Annotated in this window: 19 protein-coding genes; 7 read left to right on the top strand and 12 right to left on the bottom strand. The window is 55.4% G+C overall.

Annotated elements, in window-relative coordinates:
* Positions 1 to 36 precede the first annotated feature (36 nt).
* The gene (gene gor / locus BW956_RS05360; protein WP_076461459.1) at positions 37 to 1,392 is read right to left on the bottom strand and encodes a glutathione-disulfide reductase; all 1,356 of its coding nucleotides are present in this window, start codon (positions 1,390 to 1,392) and stop codon (positions 37 to 39) included.
* 171 nt (positions 1,393 to 1,563) lie between these two features.
* Here gor and xthA point away from each other — a divergent pair, with 171 nt between their 5' ends.
* The gene (gene xthA, locus BW956_RS05365; protein ID WP_076461461.1) at positions 1,564 to 2,376 is read left to right on the top strand and encodes an exodeoxyribonuclease III; all 813 of its coding nucleotides are present in this window, start codon (positions 1,564 to 1,566) and stop codon (positions 2,374 to 2,376) included.
* Between the two features lie 16 nt (positions 2,377 to 2,392).
* Here the strand turns inward: xthA and BW956_RS05370 are convergent, their stop codons facing one another.
* Positions 2,393 to 3,331 (bottom strand): universal stress protein, encoded by a 939-nt coding sequence (locus BW956_RS05370; RefSeq protein ID WP_076461463.1) that lies wholly within the window; start codon positions 3,329 to 3,331, stop codon positions 2,393 to 2,395.
* 159 nt (positions 3,332 to 3,490) lie between these two features.
* On the opposite strand from BW956_RS05370, the gene BW956_RS05375 reads away from it, so the two are divergent.
* Positions 3,491 to 4,753 (top strand): GGDEF domain-containing protein, encoded by a 1,263-nt coding sequence (locus BW956_RS05375; RefSeq protein WP_175611968.1) that lies wholly within the window; start codon positions 3,491 to 3,493, stop codon positions 4,751 to 4,753.
* Here the strand turns inward: BW956_RS05375 and BW956_RS05380 are convergent.
* Positions 4,750 to 6,153, bottom strand: coding sequence for a xanthine/uracil/vitamin C permease (locus BW956_RS05380; RefSeq protein WP_076461467.1), 1,404 nt, complete (start codon positions 6,151 to 6,153; stop codon positions 4,750 to 4,752). The genes BW956_RS05375 and BW956_RS05380 overlap by 4 nt on opposite strands.
* Positions 6,154 to 6,499: 346 nt before the next feature.
* Here BW956_RS05380 and BW956_RS05385 point away from each other — a divergent pair, with 346 nt between their 5' ends.
* Positions 6,500 to 6,787, top strand: a complete 288-nt coding sequence (locus BW956_RS05385; RefSeq protein ID WP_040886334.1) for an ArsR/SmtB family transcription factor — start codon at positions 6,500 to 6,502, stop codon at positions 6,785 to 6,787.
* Between the two features lie 49 nt (positions 6,788 to 6,836).
* Here the strand turns inward: BW956_RS05385 and BW956_RS05390 are convergent, their stop codons facing one another.
* The 3 genes from BW956_RS05390 to BW956_RS05400 are packed head-to-tail and all read right to left on the bottom strand — an operon-like array spanning position 6,837 to position 10,613.
* On the bottom strand, positions 6,837 to 7,166 hold the full coding sequence (locus BW956_RS05390) for an AzlD domain-containing protein (protein ID WP_076461469.1): 330 nt from the start codon (positions 7,164 to 7,166) through the stop codon (positions 6,837 to 6,839).
* Positions 7,142 to 7,840, bottom strand: coding sequence for an AzlC family ABC transporter permease (locus tag BW956_RS05395; RefSeq protein WP_076461471.1), 699 nt, complete (start codon positions 7,838 to 7,840; stop codon positions 7,142 to 7,144). Before BW956_RS05395 ends, BW956_RS05390 begins: the two co-directional genes overlap by 25 nt.
* A gap of 46 nt (positions 7,841 to 7,886) precedes the next feature.
* On the bottom strand, positions 7,887 to 10,613 hold the full coding sequence (locus BW956_RS05400; RefSeq protein ID WP_076461473.1) for a bifunctional acetate--CoA ligase family protein/GNAT family N-acetyltransferase: 2,727 nt from the start codon (positions 10,611 to 10,613) through the stop codon (positions 7,887 to 7,889).
* Positions 10,614 to 10,805: 192 nt separating this feature from the next.
* Between BW956_RS05400 and BW956_RS05405 the strand changes: the two genes are divergently transcribed.
* Both BW956_RS05405 and BW956_RS05410 read left to right on the top strand, forming a co-directional pair.
* Positions 10,806 to 12,542 (top strand): PHA/PHB synthase family protein, encoded by a 1,737-nt coding sequence (locus BW956_RS05405; RefSeq protein WP_076461475.1) that lies wholly within the window; start codon positions 10,806 to 10,808, stop codon positions 12,540 to 12,542.
* 201 nt (positions 12,543 to 12,743) lie between these two features.
* A complete protein-coding gene (locus tag BW956_RS05410) occupies positions 12,744 to 12,953 on the top strand; it encodes a PA3496 family putative envelope integrity protein (RefSeq protein WP_010324287.1) in 210 nt (69 codons plus the stop codon).
* Positions 12,954 to 12,976: 23 nt separating this feature from the next.
* Here BW956_RS05410 and BW956_RS05415 read toward each other — a convergent pair whose 3' ends face one another.
* The 5 genes from BW956_RS05415 to ectA form a co-directional block, all read right to left on the bottom strand.
* Entirely contained in the window at positions 12,977 to 13,930 is a 954-nt protein-coding gene (locus BW956_RS05415) for a TPR end-of-group domain-containing protein (RefSeq protein WP_076461477.1), read from the bottom strand.
* On the bottom strand, positions 13,918 to 15,348 hold the full coding sequence (locus BW956_RS05420; RefSeq protein ID WP_076461479.1) for an aspartate kinase: 1,431 nt from the start codon (positions 15,346 to 15,348) through the stop codon (positions 13,918 to 13,920). The genes BW956_RS05415 and BW956_RS05420 overlap by 13 nt, the downstream gene beginning before the upstream one ends.
* Positions 15,349 to 15,461: 113 nt before the next feature.
* Positions 15,462 to 15,860, bottom strand: a complete 399-nt coding sequence (locus BW956_RS05425) for an ectoine synthase (protein WP_010324284.1) — start codon at positions 15,858 to 15,860, stop codon at positions 15,462 to 15,464.
* 54 nt (positions 15,861 to 15,914) lie between these two features.
* Positions 15,915 to 17,189 (bottom strand): diaminobutyrate--2-oxoglutarate transaminase, encoded by a 1,275-nt coding sequence (ectB, locus tag BW956_RS05430; RefSeq protein ID WP_076461481.1) that lies wholly within the window; start codon positions 17,187 to 17,189, stop codon positions 15,915 to 15,917.
* A gap of 14 nt (positions 17,190 to 17,203) precedes the next feature.
* The gene (ectA, locus tag BW956_RS05435; RefSeq protein ID WP_076461482.1) at positions 17,204 to 17,716 is read right to left on the bottom strand and encodes a diaminobutyrate acetyltransferase; all 513 of its coding nucleotides are present in this window, start codon (positions 17,714 to 17,716) and stop codon (positions 17,204 to 17,206) included.
* A gap of 281 nt (positions 17,717 to 17,997) precedes the next feature.
* On the opposite strand from ectA, the gene BW956_RS05440 reads away from it, so the two are divergent.
* Together BW956_RS05440 and hisC are read left to right on the top strand one after the other, a co-directional pair.
* Complete coding sequence (locus BW956_RS05440) at positions 17,998 to 18,525, top strand: MarR family winged helix-turn-helix transcriptional regulator (RefSeq protein ID WP_010324281.1); 528 nt, start codon at positions 17,998 to 18,000, stop codon at positions 18,523 to 18,525.
* Positions 18,526 to 18,603: 78 nt separating this feature from the next.
* Positions 18,604 to 19,665: a histidinol-phosphate transaminase gene (hisC, locus tag BW956_RS05445; protein WP_076461484.1), complete on the top strand. Its 1,062-nt coding sequence runs from the start codon at positions 18,604 to 18,606 to the stop codon at positions 19,663 to 19,665.
* Between the two features lie 25 nt (positions 19,666 to 19,690).
* Here the strand turns inward: hisC and BW956_RS05450 are convergent, their stop codons facing one another.
* Positions 19,691 to 20,581, bottom strand: a complete 891-nt coding sequence (locus tag BW956_RS05450; RefSeq protein ID WP_076461486.1) for a GGDEF domain-containing protein — start codon at positions 20,579 to 20,581, stop codon at positions 19,691 to 19,693.
* Positions 20,582 to 20,705: the final 124 nt, after the last annotated feature.

A 20,705-nucleotide genomic window follows, 5' to 3' on the forward strand; every position in this document is an offset into this window, starting at 1 on the left:
TTGTATATTCAGGGTGAGGCTAGTAATACAACTCGCCTAGCGAACCGGCTGACTCATGGTGACCAGCTCTTCAGCAGCGGTTGGATGGATTCCTATAGTGCTGTCGAAGGTCGCCTTGGTTGCACCCGCTTTCAGCGCGACACCGATGCCCTGGATAATCTCGCCAGCTTCAGGCCCCACCATGTGTACTCCGAGTACACGGTCGGTCTCGGCATCCACAATCATCTTCATCAGGGTACGCTCATCACTGCCACTGAGGGTATGCTTCAGCGGACGGAATTCGGAGCTGAACACCTTAATGTTGCCATGGCGCTTACGGGCATCTTCTTCGCTTAAACCCACTGTGCCGATGTTGGGCTGACAGAATACGGCGGTCGGGATCAATTCGTAATCCACCTCCGGTGACCCTTGCGCATACAGGTGACGCACCAGCGCCATGCCTTCTGCCAGCGCCACCGGTGTCAGCTGCACCCGGTCAATTACATCACCAATGGCGTAAATGGAGGGTACAGTGGTCTGGAACTGCTCATTCACAATCACGGCGCCATTATCACGCGTGGCCACGCCCAGCTGCTCAAGCCCCAGCCCCTTAATATTGGGGACTCGACCCGTTGCATAGAGCACCTGATCAGCCTCCAGCACTCTGCCATCGGTCAACGTCGCTTCCAGACGGCCATTATCCAGCTTGCGAATAGCGGTAATGTTGCAGTTGAACTCCAGCTGTACGCCCTTCTTGGCCACTTCCTGGGCGGTATATTCACGGATTTCCTGATCGAAGCCCCGCAAGAATAGGTCACCACGATATATCAGGTGTGTGTTGGCACCCAGACCTGCGAAGATCCCGGCAAATTCAACAGCGATATAGCCGCCGCCGACCACCAGCACATCTTCAGGGAAACGCTCCAGGTCGAACACTTCATTCGAGCTGATCACATGCTCGTTCCCCGGGAAGTCAGGGATAAACGGCCAGCCACCGGTGGCCACCAGAATGCGCTCGGAGGAGTAGGTCTTGCCATTCACTTCAACTTCATGAGGGCCAACAACCCGGGCACGCCCTTCAATCAGGTCACACCCGGCATTCTTCAGCAAATTGGTATAGATACCATTGAGACGGGCAATTTCACTGGACTTGTTGTCACGCAGACGCGGCCAGTCAAAGCTCACCCCTTCCGCCGTCAGACCAAAACCTTCGGCCTCATGAAAAGACTCGGCGTAATGAGAGGCATGCACATATAGCTTTTTCGGCACACAGCCGACGTTGACACAGGTACCGCCCAGGTAGCGATCTTCCGCCACCGCGACCCGTACACCTTCGGCAGCAGCCATGCGCCCGGCTCGCACCCCACCGGAGCCGGCACCGATCACAAACAGATCATAATCAAACTCAGCCACTGGACCTCCTGTTTCTATGCATGGTTTTACCCCATTGTAACCAGCGCTTGCACACGGGGACCAATTAAATTCCTGTCATTTGGCGATAGGCAAGCACAATCAACCGGACAGCAGTCACCGCGATATTTTTTGCTATGATGCCGTTTTTCAAGCGCCAACCGCAGGATGAATATGAAACTGATCTCCTTCAACACCAACGGCATCAGGGCTCGCATGCACCAGCTGGAAGCGGTTATTCGCCAGCACCAGCCAGATGTAATCGGCATTCAGGAAACAAAAGTGGCCGATGAGCAGTTCCCGATCGAGCAGATAGAAGCCATGGGGTACCACGCGGTTTTCCACGGCCAGAAAACCCATTACGGCGTTTGCCTGCTGTCGAAACAGCCCGCACAGAATGTTCAGTATGGTTTTGAAGGTGATGAGGACGATGCCCAACGCCGCATGATCATGGCGGATTTTGAAGCAGCCGACGGCAGTATCGTTCGAGTACTTAACGGCTATTTCCCACAGGGTGAAAATGTCGAACACCCGCTCAAATTCCCTGCAAAACGTCGCTTTTACGCCGACCTGCTGAGCCACCTCGAACAACAGGATCCTGACCAGTTACTGGCAGTGATGGGGGACCTGAATATCTCCCCGACCGACAAGGACATCGGCATTGGCGAGCCCAATCGCAAGCGCTGGCTGCGTACCGGCAAAACCAGCTTCCAGCCGGAAGAACGAGAGTGGCTGCAGCGCCTGTATGATTGGGGGCTGGTCGATACCTTCCGACACCTGAATCCGGACGAAGAACGCCGTTTCAGCTGGTTTGATTACCGCAGCAAGGGGTTTGATGACGACCCCAAGCGTGGCCTGCGTATCGATGCCATCATGACCACCCGCCCACTGCTGGAGCGTTGTGAGGATGCCGGAATCGACTACGATATCCGCGCCATGGAAAAGCCGTCCGATCATGCTCCGGTCTGGGCCAGCTTCAAGTTTTAGCAGGCTGTAAACCCTGTCAGAACTCATCCACCGGACAGTGAAAGCTGTCCGGCTTGAGTACCATCAAGTCACAACTGACCCGTTCCAGCAAACGCTCGGCCGAGCTGCCCAGTAACAGCCGATCAACAAACCCGCGCGCAAGACTCCCCATCACCAGTACATCTACGCCAATGCGCTCACTCCATTCAGGCACACACTGACTCAGTTCGCCTTCCAGCAAGTGGACACAGGGGTCATCAATGGACAGGTTCAGCGGACTAATCAAGGCCTGGATACGTGCTCTGTGATCGGCACGCACTTTTTTCTGCAACTGCTCATAATCCATGACCAGGTGCTCATCGAAAATCGCCGAATGTGGCAGGGTCTGATACACATGCAGCACATGTAACTCGCCGTCGACCTGTTCCGCCAATCGCTGTGCATGGGTCAGGATCAACTGATCCAGCTCTGCCGTTTCGTCATCCAGGTGAAAGGGGTCGATGGTCGCGGCGATAATGGGGCGCTCGTTCCAGTGCTGCTTTTTGCTCAACAACAGGGGCGCAGGGCACAGCCGTAACAAGCGCCACTCAGGTGCACCGAGAATACGCTGTAACAGATCCGGGTGTGTGTCCGGTGCGTGCATGACCAGGTCCGGCTTATAGCGCATGACCTTGCGCACCAGCGTCTCGGCTTCATCCCGCCCCCAGCTCACATCGGCTCCGGCCTTTACACCCAGCTGCTCCAGCTTATCGGTATGTGACTGCAGCCCTTTTTCGATCTGACGCAGCAATGACTGAATCGCATGCTGATGCTTTTCGGGATCAAACAAGGTGCTGCCTTCAACGGCTGCCGAGTAATGATGGCTGAACAGCTCCACCTGGGAATCGGCCTGCAGCAATTTTCGCAGTTTCACCAGCAACTCACCGCGATGCTCATCCTGTTTCAGGTGCACCAGAAAACGCGCGTAGGATTCCATATAACCCCCTCCTGTATTCACTCAGCATAGCCAGCAATAGCACAAGTTCCCAACCGTTCAACTGATGTATATCAAACGCGAGTCCTGCCCCCAAGCATGCTATTATTCACCTTTCGTTCATGTTCTGGAGCCGGGAACCGAGTGCTGCTCAGGATCATATTGACAGCCATACCACTCATTTTGCTGCCCTTGCCCTTGATATTCGAGAGCAGGCTGCTGCAGCTGAGTGATGACCAGCAGCTCATGATCCGCACCCTGCCCCTGCTGTTAACGCTGGTTGTCGTGTTGCTGGGACTGGGCCTGAAACATTACCGTGCAGTCTGGCTCAGCCTTCACCTGGTACTGGCCGGTGCCATGTTGCAACTCTTGGCCGCACAATCCGCCACCAATCCGGCACAGTATATGACTCTGCTGCTGGCCAGCCTGATCTGGCCGGTACTGCAGTGGGTCATTCTGTTACTGCCAGACCGCCACCTGCTGTCACGCAACGGCATGCGCCGCCTCTGCCTGCTGGCAGGCCCCTACGCTTCGCTGCTGTTGCTTTGGCACTACGCACCACTGACACTGACCGAATGGCTGCTGGCACTGCCTCCAGTGCTGATTGAGTACACCTTCACCGGACTGACACTAAGCCACGGCGCGCTGGTTTGGAACCTTGTCTGGCTGGCTCTGTGCCTGGGCTTTTTGCGCAGCCGCCCACTGGACACACTGGTGACACTGACTCTATCCATCGCCATGTTACTGAGCCTGGCCAAACCGGATTTACCCCTCATTGGCAGCCTGTACCAGGTACTGTCACAACTGATCTTGATCGGAGCCCTGGTTCACCATGGCTACAGCATGGCTTTCCTCGATACGTTGACAGGCGTACCGGGCCGCCGTGCCCTGGAGCATTATTTGCAGACACCCGGCCGCCAGTATGTGATTGCCATGCTCGATATCGACCACTTCAAACAGTTCAACGATCGCTACGGCCACGATACCGGCGACCAGGTATTGCGGATGGTTGCCTCCCAGCTCAACACGGTACAGGCCGGCGGCCGACTTTTCCGCTATGGCGGCGAGGAGTTCACGGTGGTATTTCGCCGGCGCAGCGAGGCCGAGGCCCTGCCGGCCCTGGAAACCATCAGGGAAAAGGTCGCCAGTTACCCGCTGGCTATTCGCGATGCCAAACGGCCGAAAAGCAATGAGAAGGGTCGCCAGAAAAGAGGCAAGGATGCGCAGAATAAGGTGGTGAATGTCACCATCAGCATTGGCGCCTGTGAAAACCAGCCGGACGAAACACCGACTCAAGTTATTAAACGTGCAGACCAGGCGCTGTATATGGCCAAGGAGCAGGGTCGAAACTGTGTTCGCACCGGACGCGAACGGCCCCGGCAGAAACGCCGGAGCCGTACTGATTTCGCACGGGAAACCGCCTAGCGGTTGCCGTACTCCTCTGCCCGCTCCTCAATATGGATCGGCTCTTCCGGGGCTTCATCTGCATGTTCCTGCAGCGCCTTCTTCGAGCGCTTCTCGAACAGCAGGTAAAGCAGCACACCCACGGCCAATCCATAGGCAGCACCGTATACTGACAACACAACGCCCATGGTGCCCGCCACCCCCATGGAGGTGGCGTTATCAATCTGCTCAACACCCACACTGATACACAGGTAACCGGTGATCAACAGGGTCAGTGACAGCGCAATCGGCAGCACCGGCTTGAACACAGTCACCAGCGGCAGCATGAACAGTGCGATAAAGCCCACAATCCAGAAGATGCTGGCACCACTGTAGATGGTATCCATGGCTTTACGGCCATAACGATAGCGCTCGGCAATGGTCGCCATTGCACCGGTAAACAGCGGACCCGCCAGGCCCGGGTACGGCGCCAGCAGTGAGTGCAACAGGTTACGCAGTGCAGTAATCAGGTGCACGCGATCCACGTTCACTTCAATCTTTTCATCGGGACGCAGGTGGTCGACGCGATCCAGCAGGCTCTTGCCCACAATGATGTCACCGAAGGCGATGATATAGGCAATAATCGCTGTCGGTACCGCCATCCAGATCACTTCAATTGACGGCAAACCAACCCCGAACACCGTGTAATCCAGCATCTTGTCAAACGCCGGTGAAGTCAGACCGAACTGCACATCCGGAATCGGGTATTCACCCGCTACCCAGCCAATGACCATGGCCACAATGGCACCCGGTACCATGCCGTAACCGGCGATAATGCGTGCCCAGCGGTGCTTTTCCGTCCAGTCACGGAATGACAGGGAGAACAGGATGTAACCGGTGACAGCACCACCAATGATCAGCGAAATCGGCGTCTGTGCCAGACGACCACCTTCGACTATCTCACCGGAAATGGCCGCAATACCCGCCCCCATCAAGATGCCGCCCTTGATGGATGCCGGAAACAGTTCCACCAGCTTACTGCCCAGGCGCGTTACACCAAGCACAAAGAAGATCAGCGTCACCACCAGCTGCAGACCGATCAGTGCACGGATTGCATCGGGGCCCGGTTCAAAATTGCCCAGGTACAAACCGACCACCGGAATGGCCGGTGTAATCCAGCCCGGCACCATGGGTACACCCAGGATTGTCGGCAACATGAACCCAAGGCCGCAGACAACAACGAAAGCCAGAGCAACGTCGTAGGGCAAGCCAAGATATTTTTCCAGCAGGGGAATCATTGCCATGCCGACCACAAACATGATCAGCGCCTGAATAGTCTCAGGCCACTCCCAGCGGTGATGAATAAAGGGTAAGCGGACCTTGAAGGGTCCCATTTTCCAGTACGGGTGTTCGGCACCGTGCTCACGCCGGTAAATGCCCATAGTTGCTTCCTTGTTGTGCTCTCGAAGATAAATGGCAGCCAGTAATAGGTAAATTCCCCTACCATCTCAGCTGGGCACGAAAGGTAAAGCGGACACCGAAATAAGTCGAGTTGTCGACAATCAACTTTAGTCGCTAATACAACTAAAGTTGACGTGGGTATTGTAAAAGCCCTTACTATATACGGGTTATATTTATATGACGCCTTCGTATATTAGTAAAATAGGATCAAAGCCGGGATTGGGATAAAATCTCCCCATATAATAAGAGCTTGGAGTACAGCAATTGACTGACATCGCGACCCGCCCCACCAATGCACAGGCACTGCCGCAGGACAGCCTGGAGCTGATGAAAGAAAACGCAGCCGCTGCTGCCAAGTTGATGCGGGTATTGGGCAATGACAGCCGACTGCTGATCCTGTGCTATCTCGATGGCAAGGAGCTGTCCGTATCCGAGCTGAACCGCTGTCTCGACTTGAGCCAGTCAGCCCTGTCACAGCACCTGGCAGTGCTGCGTCGCGATGGTCTGGTGCGTACACGCCGCGAATCCCAAACCATTTACTACTCGCTCAATGGTGATACTGCCATCACCATCATCCGCACGCTGCACGAGCTCTTTTGTCCGGACGGTCACTGAGCACACCCGCATGCCCCCACGGCCTGCTTCAGATGACCTTACACTGACGTCAGAGCAACAAGCCGGTTTGCGTCAGAAACATGTACAGTCCCGTTCCCGATAGAATACTCACCAGGGGATTGCGCCACATCAGGTGCAGTACAGCCACCACGGCCAGCGCAACCAGTGATGGCAGCAAACGCTCGCCGGTCACCAGTGCATCCTTCAACGCATACATGAGCAGCAACACCATCAGAACCGGAGGCAGGTACCGCCCCAGATGCTTGAGCAGAGGATGCTCCGCCCAACGGTAGAGCAGCACAAAGGGCAGCAACCGAGTCAGGAATGTGGCAAGGGTCGCCACAACGATGAACGTCAGAAGATACGCAGACGATTCCACTCGACACCTCCCCTTGCCATAATCAGCAACGATACTGCCAGCGCAATGGACAGCATCAGCATATTATCGGGACTGATCACCAGCGCCAGCACACCAATCGCCACCGCCAGTGCAAATACCTGAGGACGGCGCACGGCACGATACTGCTCCAGCGTCAGTACCAGAAACAGTGCCGGCAAGGTAAATTCGATTCCCGCCGTTGAATAATCGATATGACCACCCAGCCAGGCACCCAGCGTACAGCCGATAACCCAGTAGGCATGGTTCAGGGCAGCAACCTGGAATTGCAGCCGTGAGCGCAGCTCCTCACACTTGACCTGCAACATGGTCAGCAGTGAGTAGGTCTCATCCGTCAGAGCAAAAATCAGGTACCAGCGCCGCGGCCCCTGCAATTTGAGTGTGCTCAGGAGGGACAGGCCGTACACCATGTGTCGGGCATTCAGGAGCAGTGTTGCGACAAACACCTCGAGCAAACCGGCATGGTTGGCCAGCAGCCCCACGGCCAGGAATTGTCCGGCGCCGGCATAGATAACCAGCCCCATCAGGGTGGCGTAGATCCAGTGATATCCCAGATCCGAGAACATCACACCAAAAGCTGCTCCCAGGGGGATATAGCCAAACAGCACCGGAAGCGAGAGCTTCAGTGCGGACGTAGAAGTATCAGTTGTCATCATGCATGGCGCCACCTGAACGGCGGCGCCCCTTACGGCAAGAAATTACTTAGTGTTGCAGGCGATAGATTTGCCAGTCTTCCGTGGGCTCGTTCAGCTTCATTTTCATATCCACAACATCTTCTTCCATGTTGTAGCTGACCTTGAAGCCGAGTTTGCGAGCCAAGCCCTGCATTCCCTTGTTGGTTGGCATGGTAGATCCATCCAACTGCAGGGTACCACGGGCACGACAGTAGTCGATTGTTTTCTGCATCAGCATGACACCCAGGCCTTCTCCCTGCATATCATCCCGAACCACGATAGAAAACTCGCTGCGTACATTATCAGCATCGGTCACGGCACGCACTACCCCAAGCGTCTCAAATCCTGCACCACTGAGTTTCGGTGCTGACACAATGAAGGCCATTTCGCGGTCGTAATCGATCTGCGTCCAGTTGGCCAGCTCGGCATGGGTGGGCACACCACGGCTGTAGAAGTAGCGCAGACGAATGGACTCGGGGCTCAGCGAGTTGAAAAACTCCAGATGTGCCGGCTCATCTTCACCGCGAATAGCACGTAGCACCGCCTGACGACCCGAACGCTTGAGCACTACCTGTTCGGTCAGGTATTCCGGATAAGGCGAGATGGACAGACGTGCATCTTCTGCCAGCGACACGGCACAATCCACCGCCAATAGCCCTCGCTTGTTCAGCAGCAGGGGGTTGATCTCAAGACACTTGAGCTCAGGCAGGTCGACCACCATTTCCGACAATCGAATCAGCAACTCGCAGATATGATCGATATCCCGTTCCAGCTGATAGCTGTTTTCGGCGATGATGTTATAGATACGTGAACGCTTGACCAGCTGGCGTGCCAGAGCAAAGTTCAGGGGCGGCAGCATGATATTACGATCAGCCAGAACATCGATGGTGTACCCTCCCACGCCAAAAAGGATCAGCGGGCCGAACACCGGGTCACGGGTGATGCCCACATTCATCTGCATGGACTGGAAACCACGTTTCATCTGCTGCACGACAAAACCGAAACACTCGTCCGGCTGATAACGCTCGCCGATACGGTATCCCAGCTTGGTGGTGGCGTGACGGACCTCATTGATGGAGAACAGGTCCAGCGCCAGGTCGCGCCAACGCTGATGCGAAGTACTGTCGTAACAGAAGGGATACACGTTGTCCTTATGCAGCGCCTTCACCGCGACAGAACCGCCCATGCGACGGGCAAGATCAACTACACCGTTAATATCATCGGCATAGCCGGTGTTGGGGGTCGGTATCTCATACAGATCCAGCAGGTCACAGGCTTCGGAGTGCAGCAGGTAATCCCGTTCCGCACGAGCATCCTGCAACATCTGGCGTGCCCGTTTGCGATTGGGCAGGTTGTGCAAATGGAAGGGAGCCGGCGTCTGACGCATGGCCGCCTGGTTGCGGTGGTACTCTACCATCTGCATGAAAGCGTCTACCGACTCTTCCGGCGTCATGAACGTGGGAATACCCGCCGAGTTGCAGTGGTTGCGGGCCTCGATGGCCGAAAAGCGTCCCATCCAGCAGGTCAGCACGTTTCGCGGTGTTTTACGGGCGACCTTGATCACCTCGTCGGCCGTGTCGACACTGGCTGCCATACGTGTAGGCGCATGGATGCTCAAAATGGCATCCACGTTCGGGTCCTTGCTGAGCAGGCGGATCACTTCGGCAAAGCGCTCCGGAGTCGCCTCAACACCCAAATCAACCGGGTTACGGCCGTTCCAGGTTTTCGGTAACAGCGGCGCCAGCGCCTCACGGGTGGGATCGGTCAGATCAGACACCTTGCCCTGCTTGCGCAGCAGACGGTCATGCGCCAACGCATTGGGCCCCATGCCGTTACAGACAATCGCCAGACGTTCGCCACGCATGGGCTTCATGCGTGACAGGGTTTCCAGTGCATTAAACAGCTGGTCCGAAGTTTCTACCCGCACAGCACCCGCGCGACGCAGGGCAGCATCATAGACCTGGTCCTCATCACTGACGCCCGGCGCCAACTCAACGGACAGGCGGTCATCACTGATGATGTTGGATTTCAGTACCAGCACCAGCTTATTACGAGAGGCCGACCGAATGGCAGAGACAAAATTACGCGCAGAACCGATGACACGGTCCATCTGCAGCAGAATCGCATGTGTGCCCGGGTCCGTAGCGAGGTAATCGATAATGGCCGGCAAGTCCACGTCCACACCATCACCCAGCGTCAGGAAATGGGAGAAGCCGATCTCCTGACCGCTGGCCCAGTCGATCATCGCTGTTCCCAGCAGGCCTGACTGACCGACGTAAGCCACCTTGCCCTTGCTGATATTGACGTGGGAGTAGCTGGCGTTCATTTTCGAACCCGGCACCAGAAGCCCCATACATTCAGGACCCAATATACGGATACCGTATGGACGTGCCGCCTCCTTCACCGCTTCGCGCAGTGAACCGGTGCGGCTGTCAGGGCTCAAGCCACCGGTCAGAATCATGGCTGCCTTGACCATATTGGCGCCCAGCTTGCGAATAATGCCGGCAACGCTTTCCGGCGGCGAGCAGATAATGGCCAGGTCCGGCATTTCCGGCAGTTCACCCACCGAGCGAACACAGGCCACGCCTTCAACTTCATCCATTCCCTGAGAATTGACCGCCATCAGCTTCCCGGCATAACCACTTTCCAGCAGGTTACGCAGGACTATGCCGCCCATGCTATCCTCACGCTCTGAGGCGCAGAATACCGCAATCGATTTGGGTTTGAAGAAGCGTTTCAGGTATTTCGTTGACACTCGGTGAGCCCCTTGCCTGCTCGGCACTGTTCATCAGGGTGTAATGGTATAACGCCTATTCTATCGATTTCGCACCTGCAGCAAAAGCGAAATCCGGGCCCTCTGGCAATTGGACTTTGGGCTTAGCCAACTGCGCACGGAAGTGCCGTTGCACTTGTGGACGCCACACTAAACTTCGCGAAGGAGTGAACCATGACCCGAATGCCGCTTCCCGATATCAAAAACAGTATCGACCGTGTCATGCACGCCGTCGAAGGACGCTACACCCAGGGCATGTCCCCTGCTTCACTGACTCTGGCGTTTATGGATTGGCTGATTCATACCGCCCACTCCCCCGGCAAACTCAGTGAAATGCGCGAGAACTTCCTGCGCAAGTATAGCGCTTTCGGCCTCTGGTCAATGCGCGCCGCGTTTGACCCCGAACTCAAGCCGTTTATCACATCACTACCCGGCGACCGCCGCTTCAGCGACCCTGCCTGGCAGCGTTTCCCCTACAATGTGATGTCACAGAGTTTCCTGCTGCAGGAACAATGGTGGCACTATGCCACTACCGGCATTCCAGGTGTGGCCGACCACCATGAAAATGTGGTCTCTTTTGCGGCACGTCAATGGCTGGATGTGTTCTCGCCCACCAACTACCCGTCCACCAACCCGCTGGTGGTCGAGAAGGCCATCAATACCGGCGGCCAGAGCCTGATGAAAGGCATGCAGAACCTGCTGGAGGATGTTCAGCACAACCTGCTTGGCGATGCGGATACGCAAACCAGTGAGTTCACCCCTGGCGAGAACCTGGCCTGCACACCCGGCAAGGTGGTGTACCGCAACCGTCTGATTGAGCTGCTTCAGTACTCACCGAGGACCGATAAGGTCGCTGCCGAGCCGATCCTGATTACACCTGCATGGATCATGAAGTACTACATCCTCGACCTGTCCGAGCATAACTCCATGGTGCGGTACCTGGTCGACAAGGGACACACGGTATTCATGATCTCCTGGCACAACCCCGGACCTCAGGATCGTGACATGGGCATGAGTGATTACCTGCGCCGCGGTGTCATGGATGCCCTGCAGGCAATCAACCACATTGTACCCAAGCAAAAGGTTCATCTGGTGGGTTACTGCCTCGGCGGCACCCTCGCCAGCATTGCCGCAGCCGCCATGGCACGCGATAACGATGACCGCCTGCAATCCCTTACACTGTTCACCGCACAAACCGACTTTACAGAAGCCGGCGAGCTGATGCTGTTCATCGATGAAAGCCAGCTCAGCTACATGGAAGACATGATGTGGGACAAGGGCTATCTGGACACCCAGCAGATGGCCGGCGCCTTTACCCTGCTGCGCTCCTACGACCTGATCTGGTCCCGTATCATCAACGAGTACCTGATGGGCGAAACGCCTCGCATGAACGACCTGATGGCCTGGAACGCCGATTCCACCCGCATGCCCTATCGCATGCATTCGGAATACCTGCGTCGCCTGTTCCTGAACAACGATCTGGCCAGCGGCCGCTTCAATGTGGGCGATCGCCCCATTTCGTTGCGCGACATCCGTGTACCCGTGTTCTGCGTGGCAACCCAGAAAGACCATGTAGCGCCCTGGCACTCTGTGTACAAGGTGCACGATCTGATGAATACGGAAGTGACGTTTGTGCTTACCAGTGGCGGCCATAACGCCGGCATCGTCAGTGAGCCTGGACATCCTCGCCGCCACTACCAGCTGGGCGTGCAAACGGCCGAAGACAAGCATATCCCCGCTGACGACTGGGCACTGCGCCATGAAGCCCGGGAAGGCTCCTGGTGGGAGCCCTGGAATGACTGGCTCAATACCCATTCAGGCGAACCTGTCGACCCGCCACCCATGGGCAATACCAAAGCGGATTACCCGCCCATCGGGCCCGCGCCCGGCACCTACGTGTTCGAGCGCTGATCCTTCGCAATGCCCCGGCCTGCGGGCCCGGGGCATTGATTAGCTTCTCCCCGCCAAATCTATCGTTCTGATAGCAAATTTCAATTTTGTGCCTGTTAAGATACTGAACTATATTCCGCCTGAAACCGGTCAATTCTTGACTGGCAAAACGGAGCGGTCCGACCGGATCGTTTTCAGTAACCTGTGTGAGAGATAGAAGCGATGGGCACCAAAATCCGTGTCGATCAAGTCAATGATGACGAGCTGGATGATTGGACTGATCAGATGAATGATGAAGACGATCTGAATCGCAGCAGGGTCAAATACAACAGCAAGCGTCGGCGCCAGATAGAAGATCTAATGGAGGACCGTCGCCTGATGCGCCAGATCGCCAATGTATATGACGACCTGGAGCACTTGCGAGACCTTTAATCCTTCATCCAGCCGGCAGAGGCTCAAGCCTCTTTGCCGGCCTCTTCTGCGTCCTGCTGTGTCAGCACAGACATGAAGTCAGGCTCCTGAGACAGCGACAGCAAGCGCTGCTCCTGACGCGCCTGTTCACGATACTCATCAGAGATGGTAACGGCCTTCTTGAGGTAATCCAGCGCTATGCGGCTGGCACCCAGGTCAGCGTAGGCACAGGCCAGCTGGAAGTAGGCATGGCCACTGTCCGGATCAAGCGTGAGCGCCTGGTTACACAGCGAAATTGCCCACTGGTGCTGGTTCAGCTCCAGCGCGGCATCGGCCTTGTAGGTCAGTGCCTCGGCATTATCCGGGCGCAGCTCCAGAATGCGGTCATACAAGCGTATCTTCTGCTCCCAGGAGGTTTCCTGAGTCGCTTTCACCCAGAGTGACTGAACGGCATTGGTCACTTCCAGCTCATGCTGGTTTTCCTGGATGATACGAGACTTGCGCAGCAGCTCTTTCTCCACGCGCTCCAGTCGCTCTTCGTATTCCTCAACCAGACGTCCAACCTTTTCATCGGCGATGGTCTGTACCCGATCACGGATCTCACGAATAGAGCTCCAGCCCACGATCAAGAGGATCGAGGATGCGGCGGCAATCAGGTAGAAGAAATAGGTTACCGTATCCGTCGCGTAGGAGATGGAGCTATTCGCCACCTTCAACTCTCGGTCGGTAATCTGCTGAATCATCTCAACCCGCTGGCGCTCCATATCCGTGCGCAGAGCTTTCACCTCATCGACCAGATAGCGCTCGATAAACGGGTTATAGAGGGGTTCTTTCAATGTTTCGACGTGATCACGCACGTCTTGCTCAGTCACCAGCGCAGACGGCTGATTTCCAGAGTCCATAACGGATTCGGCCCCCGAATCGGGGGCCTCCTGAGCATTCAGGGCTGCCGGCAACACCAGCAGCATCAGTATCACTACCCGTGTCAGGCAGCGCATATCACATCTCCATGGTCTTCCTGCTCGATCAAAGCGTGGTGCAAGGCTCTGACCGCTGATTCATAGTCGTCCTGGTTGACTATACACTGCATCTCTACCTGTCGCATAGACTGGTGCAGCGCCTGAACGCTGATACCGGCATCGGCCAGAGAAGAGACGGTGCGTGCCAGAATGCCCGGCACCTTCAGGTTGGAACCAATGGCAGACACGATCGCCACCTTGTGCAGCTCAACCTCGGCACTCTCGAACTTCTGACCGATCAGGCGAACAGCGCGGGTCACCATCTTGCGGGTACCGGCAACAAAGTAGGTGATGCTGTTGGCATCGGAGTCACGGTTGACCACGTACAGACGCAGCTCGTTCAGCAGACGCGGCAGCTCGATATCGTAACGCGCTTCACCCAGCATCTCCTGGTCGAAGATTTCCAGTGCGAACAGATTCGGACGACCGGCAATGATTTCGACACAGGGCTTCTCACTGCAGTAATCAGTGCTGATCACTGTACCGGCATGATCCGGCTCGAACGCGTTCTTGATACGCAGTTCGATTTCCTGCTGACGCAGGCCCTTGGCCGCTTTGGGGTGGATCGCTTCCATACCCAGGTTGGACAGCTGGTCAGCCACGTCATAGTTGGTACGACCGATGGTGACCACGTTCTCCAGACCGACAATGCCCGGATCAGCCGTACTGAGGTGGAATTCCTTGTGGATGATCGCTTCATTGGCGCCGGTTTTGGTGGCGATCTTGCTGAAGGTCATTTCGCTGTAACCACGGTCGAAGGTTTTCATCAAACCTTCCTTACAGTGGGTATAGCCCGTCACGATGGGCATTTCCTTGCTGACATCTACATCAGCAAAGCTGCTCTCGATCATCTCTTCAAACGGCAGCGGCTCTTCCTGATCCCAACCGGACAGGTCCAGCAGGCGCGCGTTGACACCCTGCTTGCGCAGTGCAATTACGCTGTTGTTGGCACTGTGCGCTTCACCGATACCGGCCAGCATTTCACGAACCTTCATCAGGTGGTCGTCCAGCTGGAAGTGACCATAGCTGCACAGCGCCTGGAGGTTGGACATGATCGCTTCAACATCCGCAATGCGCTTGTTAATGAAGGCATCGGCTTCTTCACGCTCAGTAGTATCACCAAACAGCTCACGGTTGATATCCAGCATTTTGATGCGTACTTCCGTCAGCGCCTCACTCCAGGCACTTTCGTTTTCAGCATTGGCAAAACGGGCATAGACACCGGGCTCGCCGGTTTTCTTGTGTTCCAGAAGCAGATTGGTGATACCGCCGTAGGCGGATACAACGAAGATGCGGTTATACAGGTCATCTCCCTTGCGGTCGCCAATGAGAATAGTGTCCATCAGCTCGCTGAAACGACTCATTGATGTGCCGCCGATCTTCTCTACAGTATGCATGTTTTATCCTGTTGGCTTCTCTCTTATGTGGTGCCAAATTGGGGCAAAGGCCCGAATAAGTTAAAAACATGCCGGCATTGAGCCGGCATGTTGAAAGACTGCAAATGGCAGGATCAGGCTTCGACAGTGTCGGCCTCAAGCGGGTACACGCCATTTTCGTCGTGTACTTCCTTGCCATTCAGCGGCGGGTTGAAAACACACGCCAGCTTCAGTTCTTTATCGGCACGCAGCAGATGTTCATCATGTTCGTTCAGATTATACAGCGTGCCGGGCTTGATCGGGTAGATCTTGCCGTCGGCCAGCGTCTCGATTTCACCTTCACCGCTGATGCAGTAAACAGACTCGAGATGGTTCTGGTACCAGATATGCGTTTCAGTACCGGCATAAATGGTCGTGATATGGAAGGAGTATCCCATATTGTCATCCTTGAGCAGCATGCGCGTGCTTTCCCAGGTCTTGGAGACAATACGACGTTCTGAATTTTCACACTCTTCCAGAGTTCTTACGATCATGACAACTTCTCTTGGTTAAATCGGTGTTGTGTTGTAGCGAACAAGGGCACCCGATCAGGATGCCTTGCGCTCACGCTGTTCCAGTGCGTTGGCAAAAGCCTTATCCAGCACCTTCAGACCAAACTCGATCTGCTCATCGGTCAGTACCAGAGGCACCAGACACTTGACGACCTGATCGTGCGCACCACTGGTTTCGATTACCAGACCCTGACTAAAGGCATCCTTGATCACGGCACCTGCCAGATCACCATCCGGGCACTCGATACCGCTCATCAGACCGCGACCCTTCAGCTTGAGGGTGCTGGCACCGTGCGACTTGATAATCGCCTGCAGACCAGCGCGCAGTTTTTCAGCCTTGCGACGCACTTCCTTCTCGAAAGTATCATCAGACCAGAAGTGTTTGAAAGCAGCCGCAGCGGTAATGAACGCGTGGTTGTTACCACGGAAGGTACCGTTATGCTCGCCCGGGCTCCACTGGTCCAGCTCGGAGCGGAAGATGGTCACTGCAAACGGCAGACCGTAACCGCTCAGGGATTTGGACAAAGTCACGATGTCCGGCTTGATACCAACTTCTTCAAAGCTGAAGAAACGGCCTGAACGACCACAACCGGACTGAATGTCATCGACAATCAGCAGCATGTCATGACGACGGCATACTTTTTCCAGGTTGCGCAGCCATTCGAAAGAGGCTGCGTTCAGGCCGCCCTCACCCTGAATGGTCTCAACGATAACCGCTGCCGGGTGATCAACACCGCTGCTCGGGTCGCTCAGAACCTTGTCCAGGTATTCAGTGGTATCAACACCTTCACCCAGGTAGCCATCAAACGGCATACGGGTTACATCATTCAGGGAAGTACCCATACCACCACGGTGGTGCTGGTTACCTGTAGCCGCCAGAGCAGCACCGCTGACACCGTGGAAACCGTTGGTGAAAGAGATGATGTTGCTGCGACCCTTGACCTTACGCGCCAGCTTCAGTGCCGCTTCGACACAGTTGGTACCGGTCGGGCCGGTGAACATGACTTTAAAATCACCCATGCCGCGCGGCTTCAGAATCACGTCACGGAAAGTCTCAAGGAAGTTGGCCTTGGCTTCAGACTGCATATCCAGGCCGTGTGTCAGACCATCGTTGCTGATGTATTCAATCAGTGCCTGCTTGAGAACATCGTTGTTGTGACCGTAGTTAAGCGTACCGGCGCCGGCCAGGAAGTCGACATACTCCTTGCCTTCATCGGTCGTCAGTACTGCACCTTTCGCCTTGGTGAAAGTCACCGGAAAAGAGCGGCTATATGTACGAACTTCTGATTCAGTTGTCTGGAAAATATTCATCGATCTCTCCTGGATTACGAATTCTGTGTACTGAGCTTGAAAGGACCCGCGCGATAAAGCACTTCATCGTCATGCAGGCCAGCAAAGTGTTCTTCTTTTGAAAACAAAACCGAGCGCTCTACAGGGGCTGACAAGGCAGCAAACACGCCTGCAAACAGCTTCTCGGATGCGATGTTGCCGGGTGTGATCGTGGTCTCGATGTACTGAACACCCTGAGGTGCCAGACGCTCGGCCAATTCCAGCAGCATCTTCTGTCCCAGCTTCTTGCCACGACAGCGGGCATCAACCGCAACCTGCCAAACAAACAGGGTGTCGGGACGCGCCGGCGGGCAGTAGCCGGAGATAAACCCAACCAGTTCACCGCTTTCATCTTCCGCCGCTACGGCTGTGTCAGCGAAGTGACTGCAGTGCAGCAGGTTGCAATAAACGGAGTTGGGATCGAGAGGAGCGCAACGCTCCACCAATTTATGAAGGGCAAAGCCATCAGTGGCCTTGGGTTTACGCAAATTAATAATGTCAGATTCCATAGTGTTAGATATATTTCGCTTTGCTATGGTTTTTAGTATAAAACATATTCATAATGACATTTCAAGCAGGGAAGCAATCGCATTACTTAAGAGATAAGTACCCGTAACGAGCGCATTTTGCGCCAGAGCCCCCAGCAATCGGGCGATACACAAGCACAGTTTCATTGCTTCGCGTTGCAAATTAATTAACAAGAGGTGACACGGAAATTTTGCATTACGTCGGAAATCAGGCTAAAAAGCGCGCAGATATCCAACCTGCCCCGGGAAACACATATAGCGCTATGGAAAAAAGTCAGGACGCACTGGTGCTGCTGCGCCAGATCATTCGTGCCACAGATCTGCACGATAAACACCTGAGCCGCATGACCGGTCTGACCATGCCGCAGTTAATGACCATGCAAACGCTCAGGATTAATGGTCCCCTGACGATCGGTATGCTGGCCAAGGAAATGAACCTGGCCCAGGCAACCGTCACCAGCATTCTTGATCGCCTGGAGCGCAAGAAACTGGTACGCCGTGAGCGCAGCAACACAGACAAGCGCAAGGTGCTGGCCTGCCCTACAGAAGAAGGTCTGGAGCTGTTGAAGTCAGCCCCGGCGACCCTGCAGGACACCTTTATTCGCCAGTTTGAAGACATGCCGGACTGGGAACAGTCCATGATTGTCGCGGCACTGGAGCATGTCTCCCATATCCTGGGTGCGCATCACCTGGATGCAGCCCCAATGCTGGATATCGGCGCCCTGGACCGCACCACCGAGACGCGCCCGCCCGAATATCTGCGCGATACTGGCGACCACCACAAGAATTAATGCACAGAAGCCCCAGCTTCTGTGCTACCGGGCAGTCTGCTAATATGTGCCTTTTGTTCGATCAACAGGCGACTTTTCATGAGCAGATTCTGGAGCCCTTCCATCCAGTCCCTCGTACCCTACACGCCGGGTGAACAACCCCAGGTTGAGGGACTGATCAAGCTGAATACCAACGAAAACCCCTACCCGCCTGCACCCGCCGTACGGGATGTTCTGGACCAGTTCGACACCTCGCGACTGCGCCTCTACCCGGACCCGGAATCCGCCCTGCTGAAGCAGTCACTGGCGCATACACATGGACTGAACACCAATCAGGTTTTCATTGGCAACGGCTCGGATGAAGTACTGGCACTGACGTTCATGGCCCTGCTGCGTCAGGACAAACCGCTGCTGCTGCCGGAAACGACCTACAGCTTCTACAACGTCTATATCGATCTGTACGGCATTGAAGCCCGGCACATCGAACTCACCGACGATTTCCGCATCGATCTGAGCCAGTATCAGCAACCCAATGGCGGTATTATCTTTGCCAATCCCAATGCGCCCACCGGCATCAGCGTACCGCTGAGTGAGATTCGCGCCCTGCTGGAAAGCAATACCGATTCGGTGGTTGTGGTGGATGAGGCTTATGTGGATTTTGGTGCTGAAAGTGCGACTGCATTGATTGACCAGTATCCGAACCTGCTGGTAACCCAGACTTTTTCCAAGTCACGCTCCCTGGCCGGGTTGCGCATCGGCTGCGCCTTTGGTCATGCCGATCTGATTGAAGCACTGGAACGCGTCAAGAACAGCTTCAATTCCTACCCGCTGGATATGCTGGCACAGGCCGTCGCTGTTGCATCGCTGGAAGATGAAAACTATTTCCGCAGCCGCCTGGATCAGGTAATTGCTACCCGGGAATGGACCAACCAACAACTGCAAACGTTGGGTTTTGAAGTACTGCCTTCACACACAAACTTTGTGTTCGCCAGCCATCCGAACGTCAGCGGTGCTGAACTGATGGCTTACCTGCGCGAAAACAAGATTCTGGTGCGACACTTCACCAAGCCCCGCATCGAGAACCACCTGCGCATCACCATCGGCACCGATGATGAAATGCAGACACTGATCAACTACCTGCAGCAACACCCCAAGCTCTGAAGCCGCAGGACAAACAAAGAGGCGCTTAAAGCGCCTCTCCTTCTACCCGGTTCCGACCACTGTGAATGGCCACGAGCATATTCTCGTAAGCCCGCTTCAGTACCTGAGTGCCATCATCTTCCGGATTAAGCGCTGAGCCAACGCCGATACTCACCGTCCAGCGAATATCACCGGTGGCAAAGGGCAACTCCAGCTCTGCAATCGCATCACGGATACGCTCAGCTGCCAGCAGCGCCTGCTCATGGTTGGTCTCGCCCAGCACCATCGCCAACTGGCTATCACTGTAACGCACCAGAAAATCCGAGGTACGCTTGAGGCGATGCAAGGTGGCCACACTGTGCTGCAGCACCTGATCACCGGCATCCCAGCCATGCTGCTCATTAATCGCTTTAAGCTGGTCAACCTCCAGCAGGATCACGCTGGAAGAGCCGTCATACCGTAGCGCCTGGGCCACGGACATATCCAATACAGGCATCAGAGCACGACGGTTATAGGCACCAGTGAGAGGATCACGCTGTGCCTGGGTGCTCAATTTTCGCGACAGGCGCTTGCGCTCGGTAATGTCCTGCATCAGCACCAGCGTTTCGCCTTCCTGGGTCAGCGTCACTCGTGCACTGTACCAATGCGGTTCAGTGAGTCCCAGCGGACGCAGCTCAGGACAATGCTCCGGGCGCAACTGGAACTGAAAGGCAGCAACCTTACCGCCCTGAGTCAACTGGCGAAGCTGCGATAAGAACTGCTCGGCCAGATCAACCGGCAATATCTCGGACAGGCGCCTCCCTTCCAGCTCCTGTCCTGCCCAACGGCTGCTGCCCGCATGAATCGTGACGACGGCCTCGCCATCCAGAATCATGATGGTATCCTGACAGGCCTGCAGAAGTGCCGCATACCGCAGATTACTTGGCTCTTGCCCCATACTGACGCCCTCTCTTATTGATTCCTATTAAGGCTTTCTAAAAAGATACCTTCGATCCTACAAAATTTGTACTATTAAGCTTAGCATCATTCATAATAGCCTTTATGTTGGCAAAAAGAGCCAC

The sequence above is a fragment of the Marinobacterium stanieri genome (assembly GCF_900155945.1).
GTDB lineage: Bacteria > Pseudomonadota > Gammaproteobacteria > Pseudomonadales > Balneatricaceae > Marinobacterium > Marinobacterium stanieri.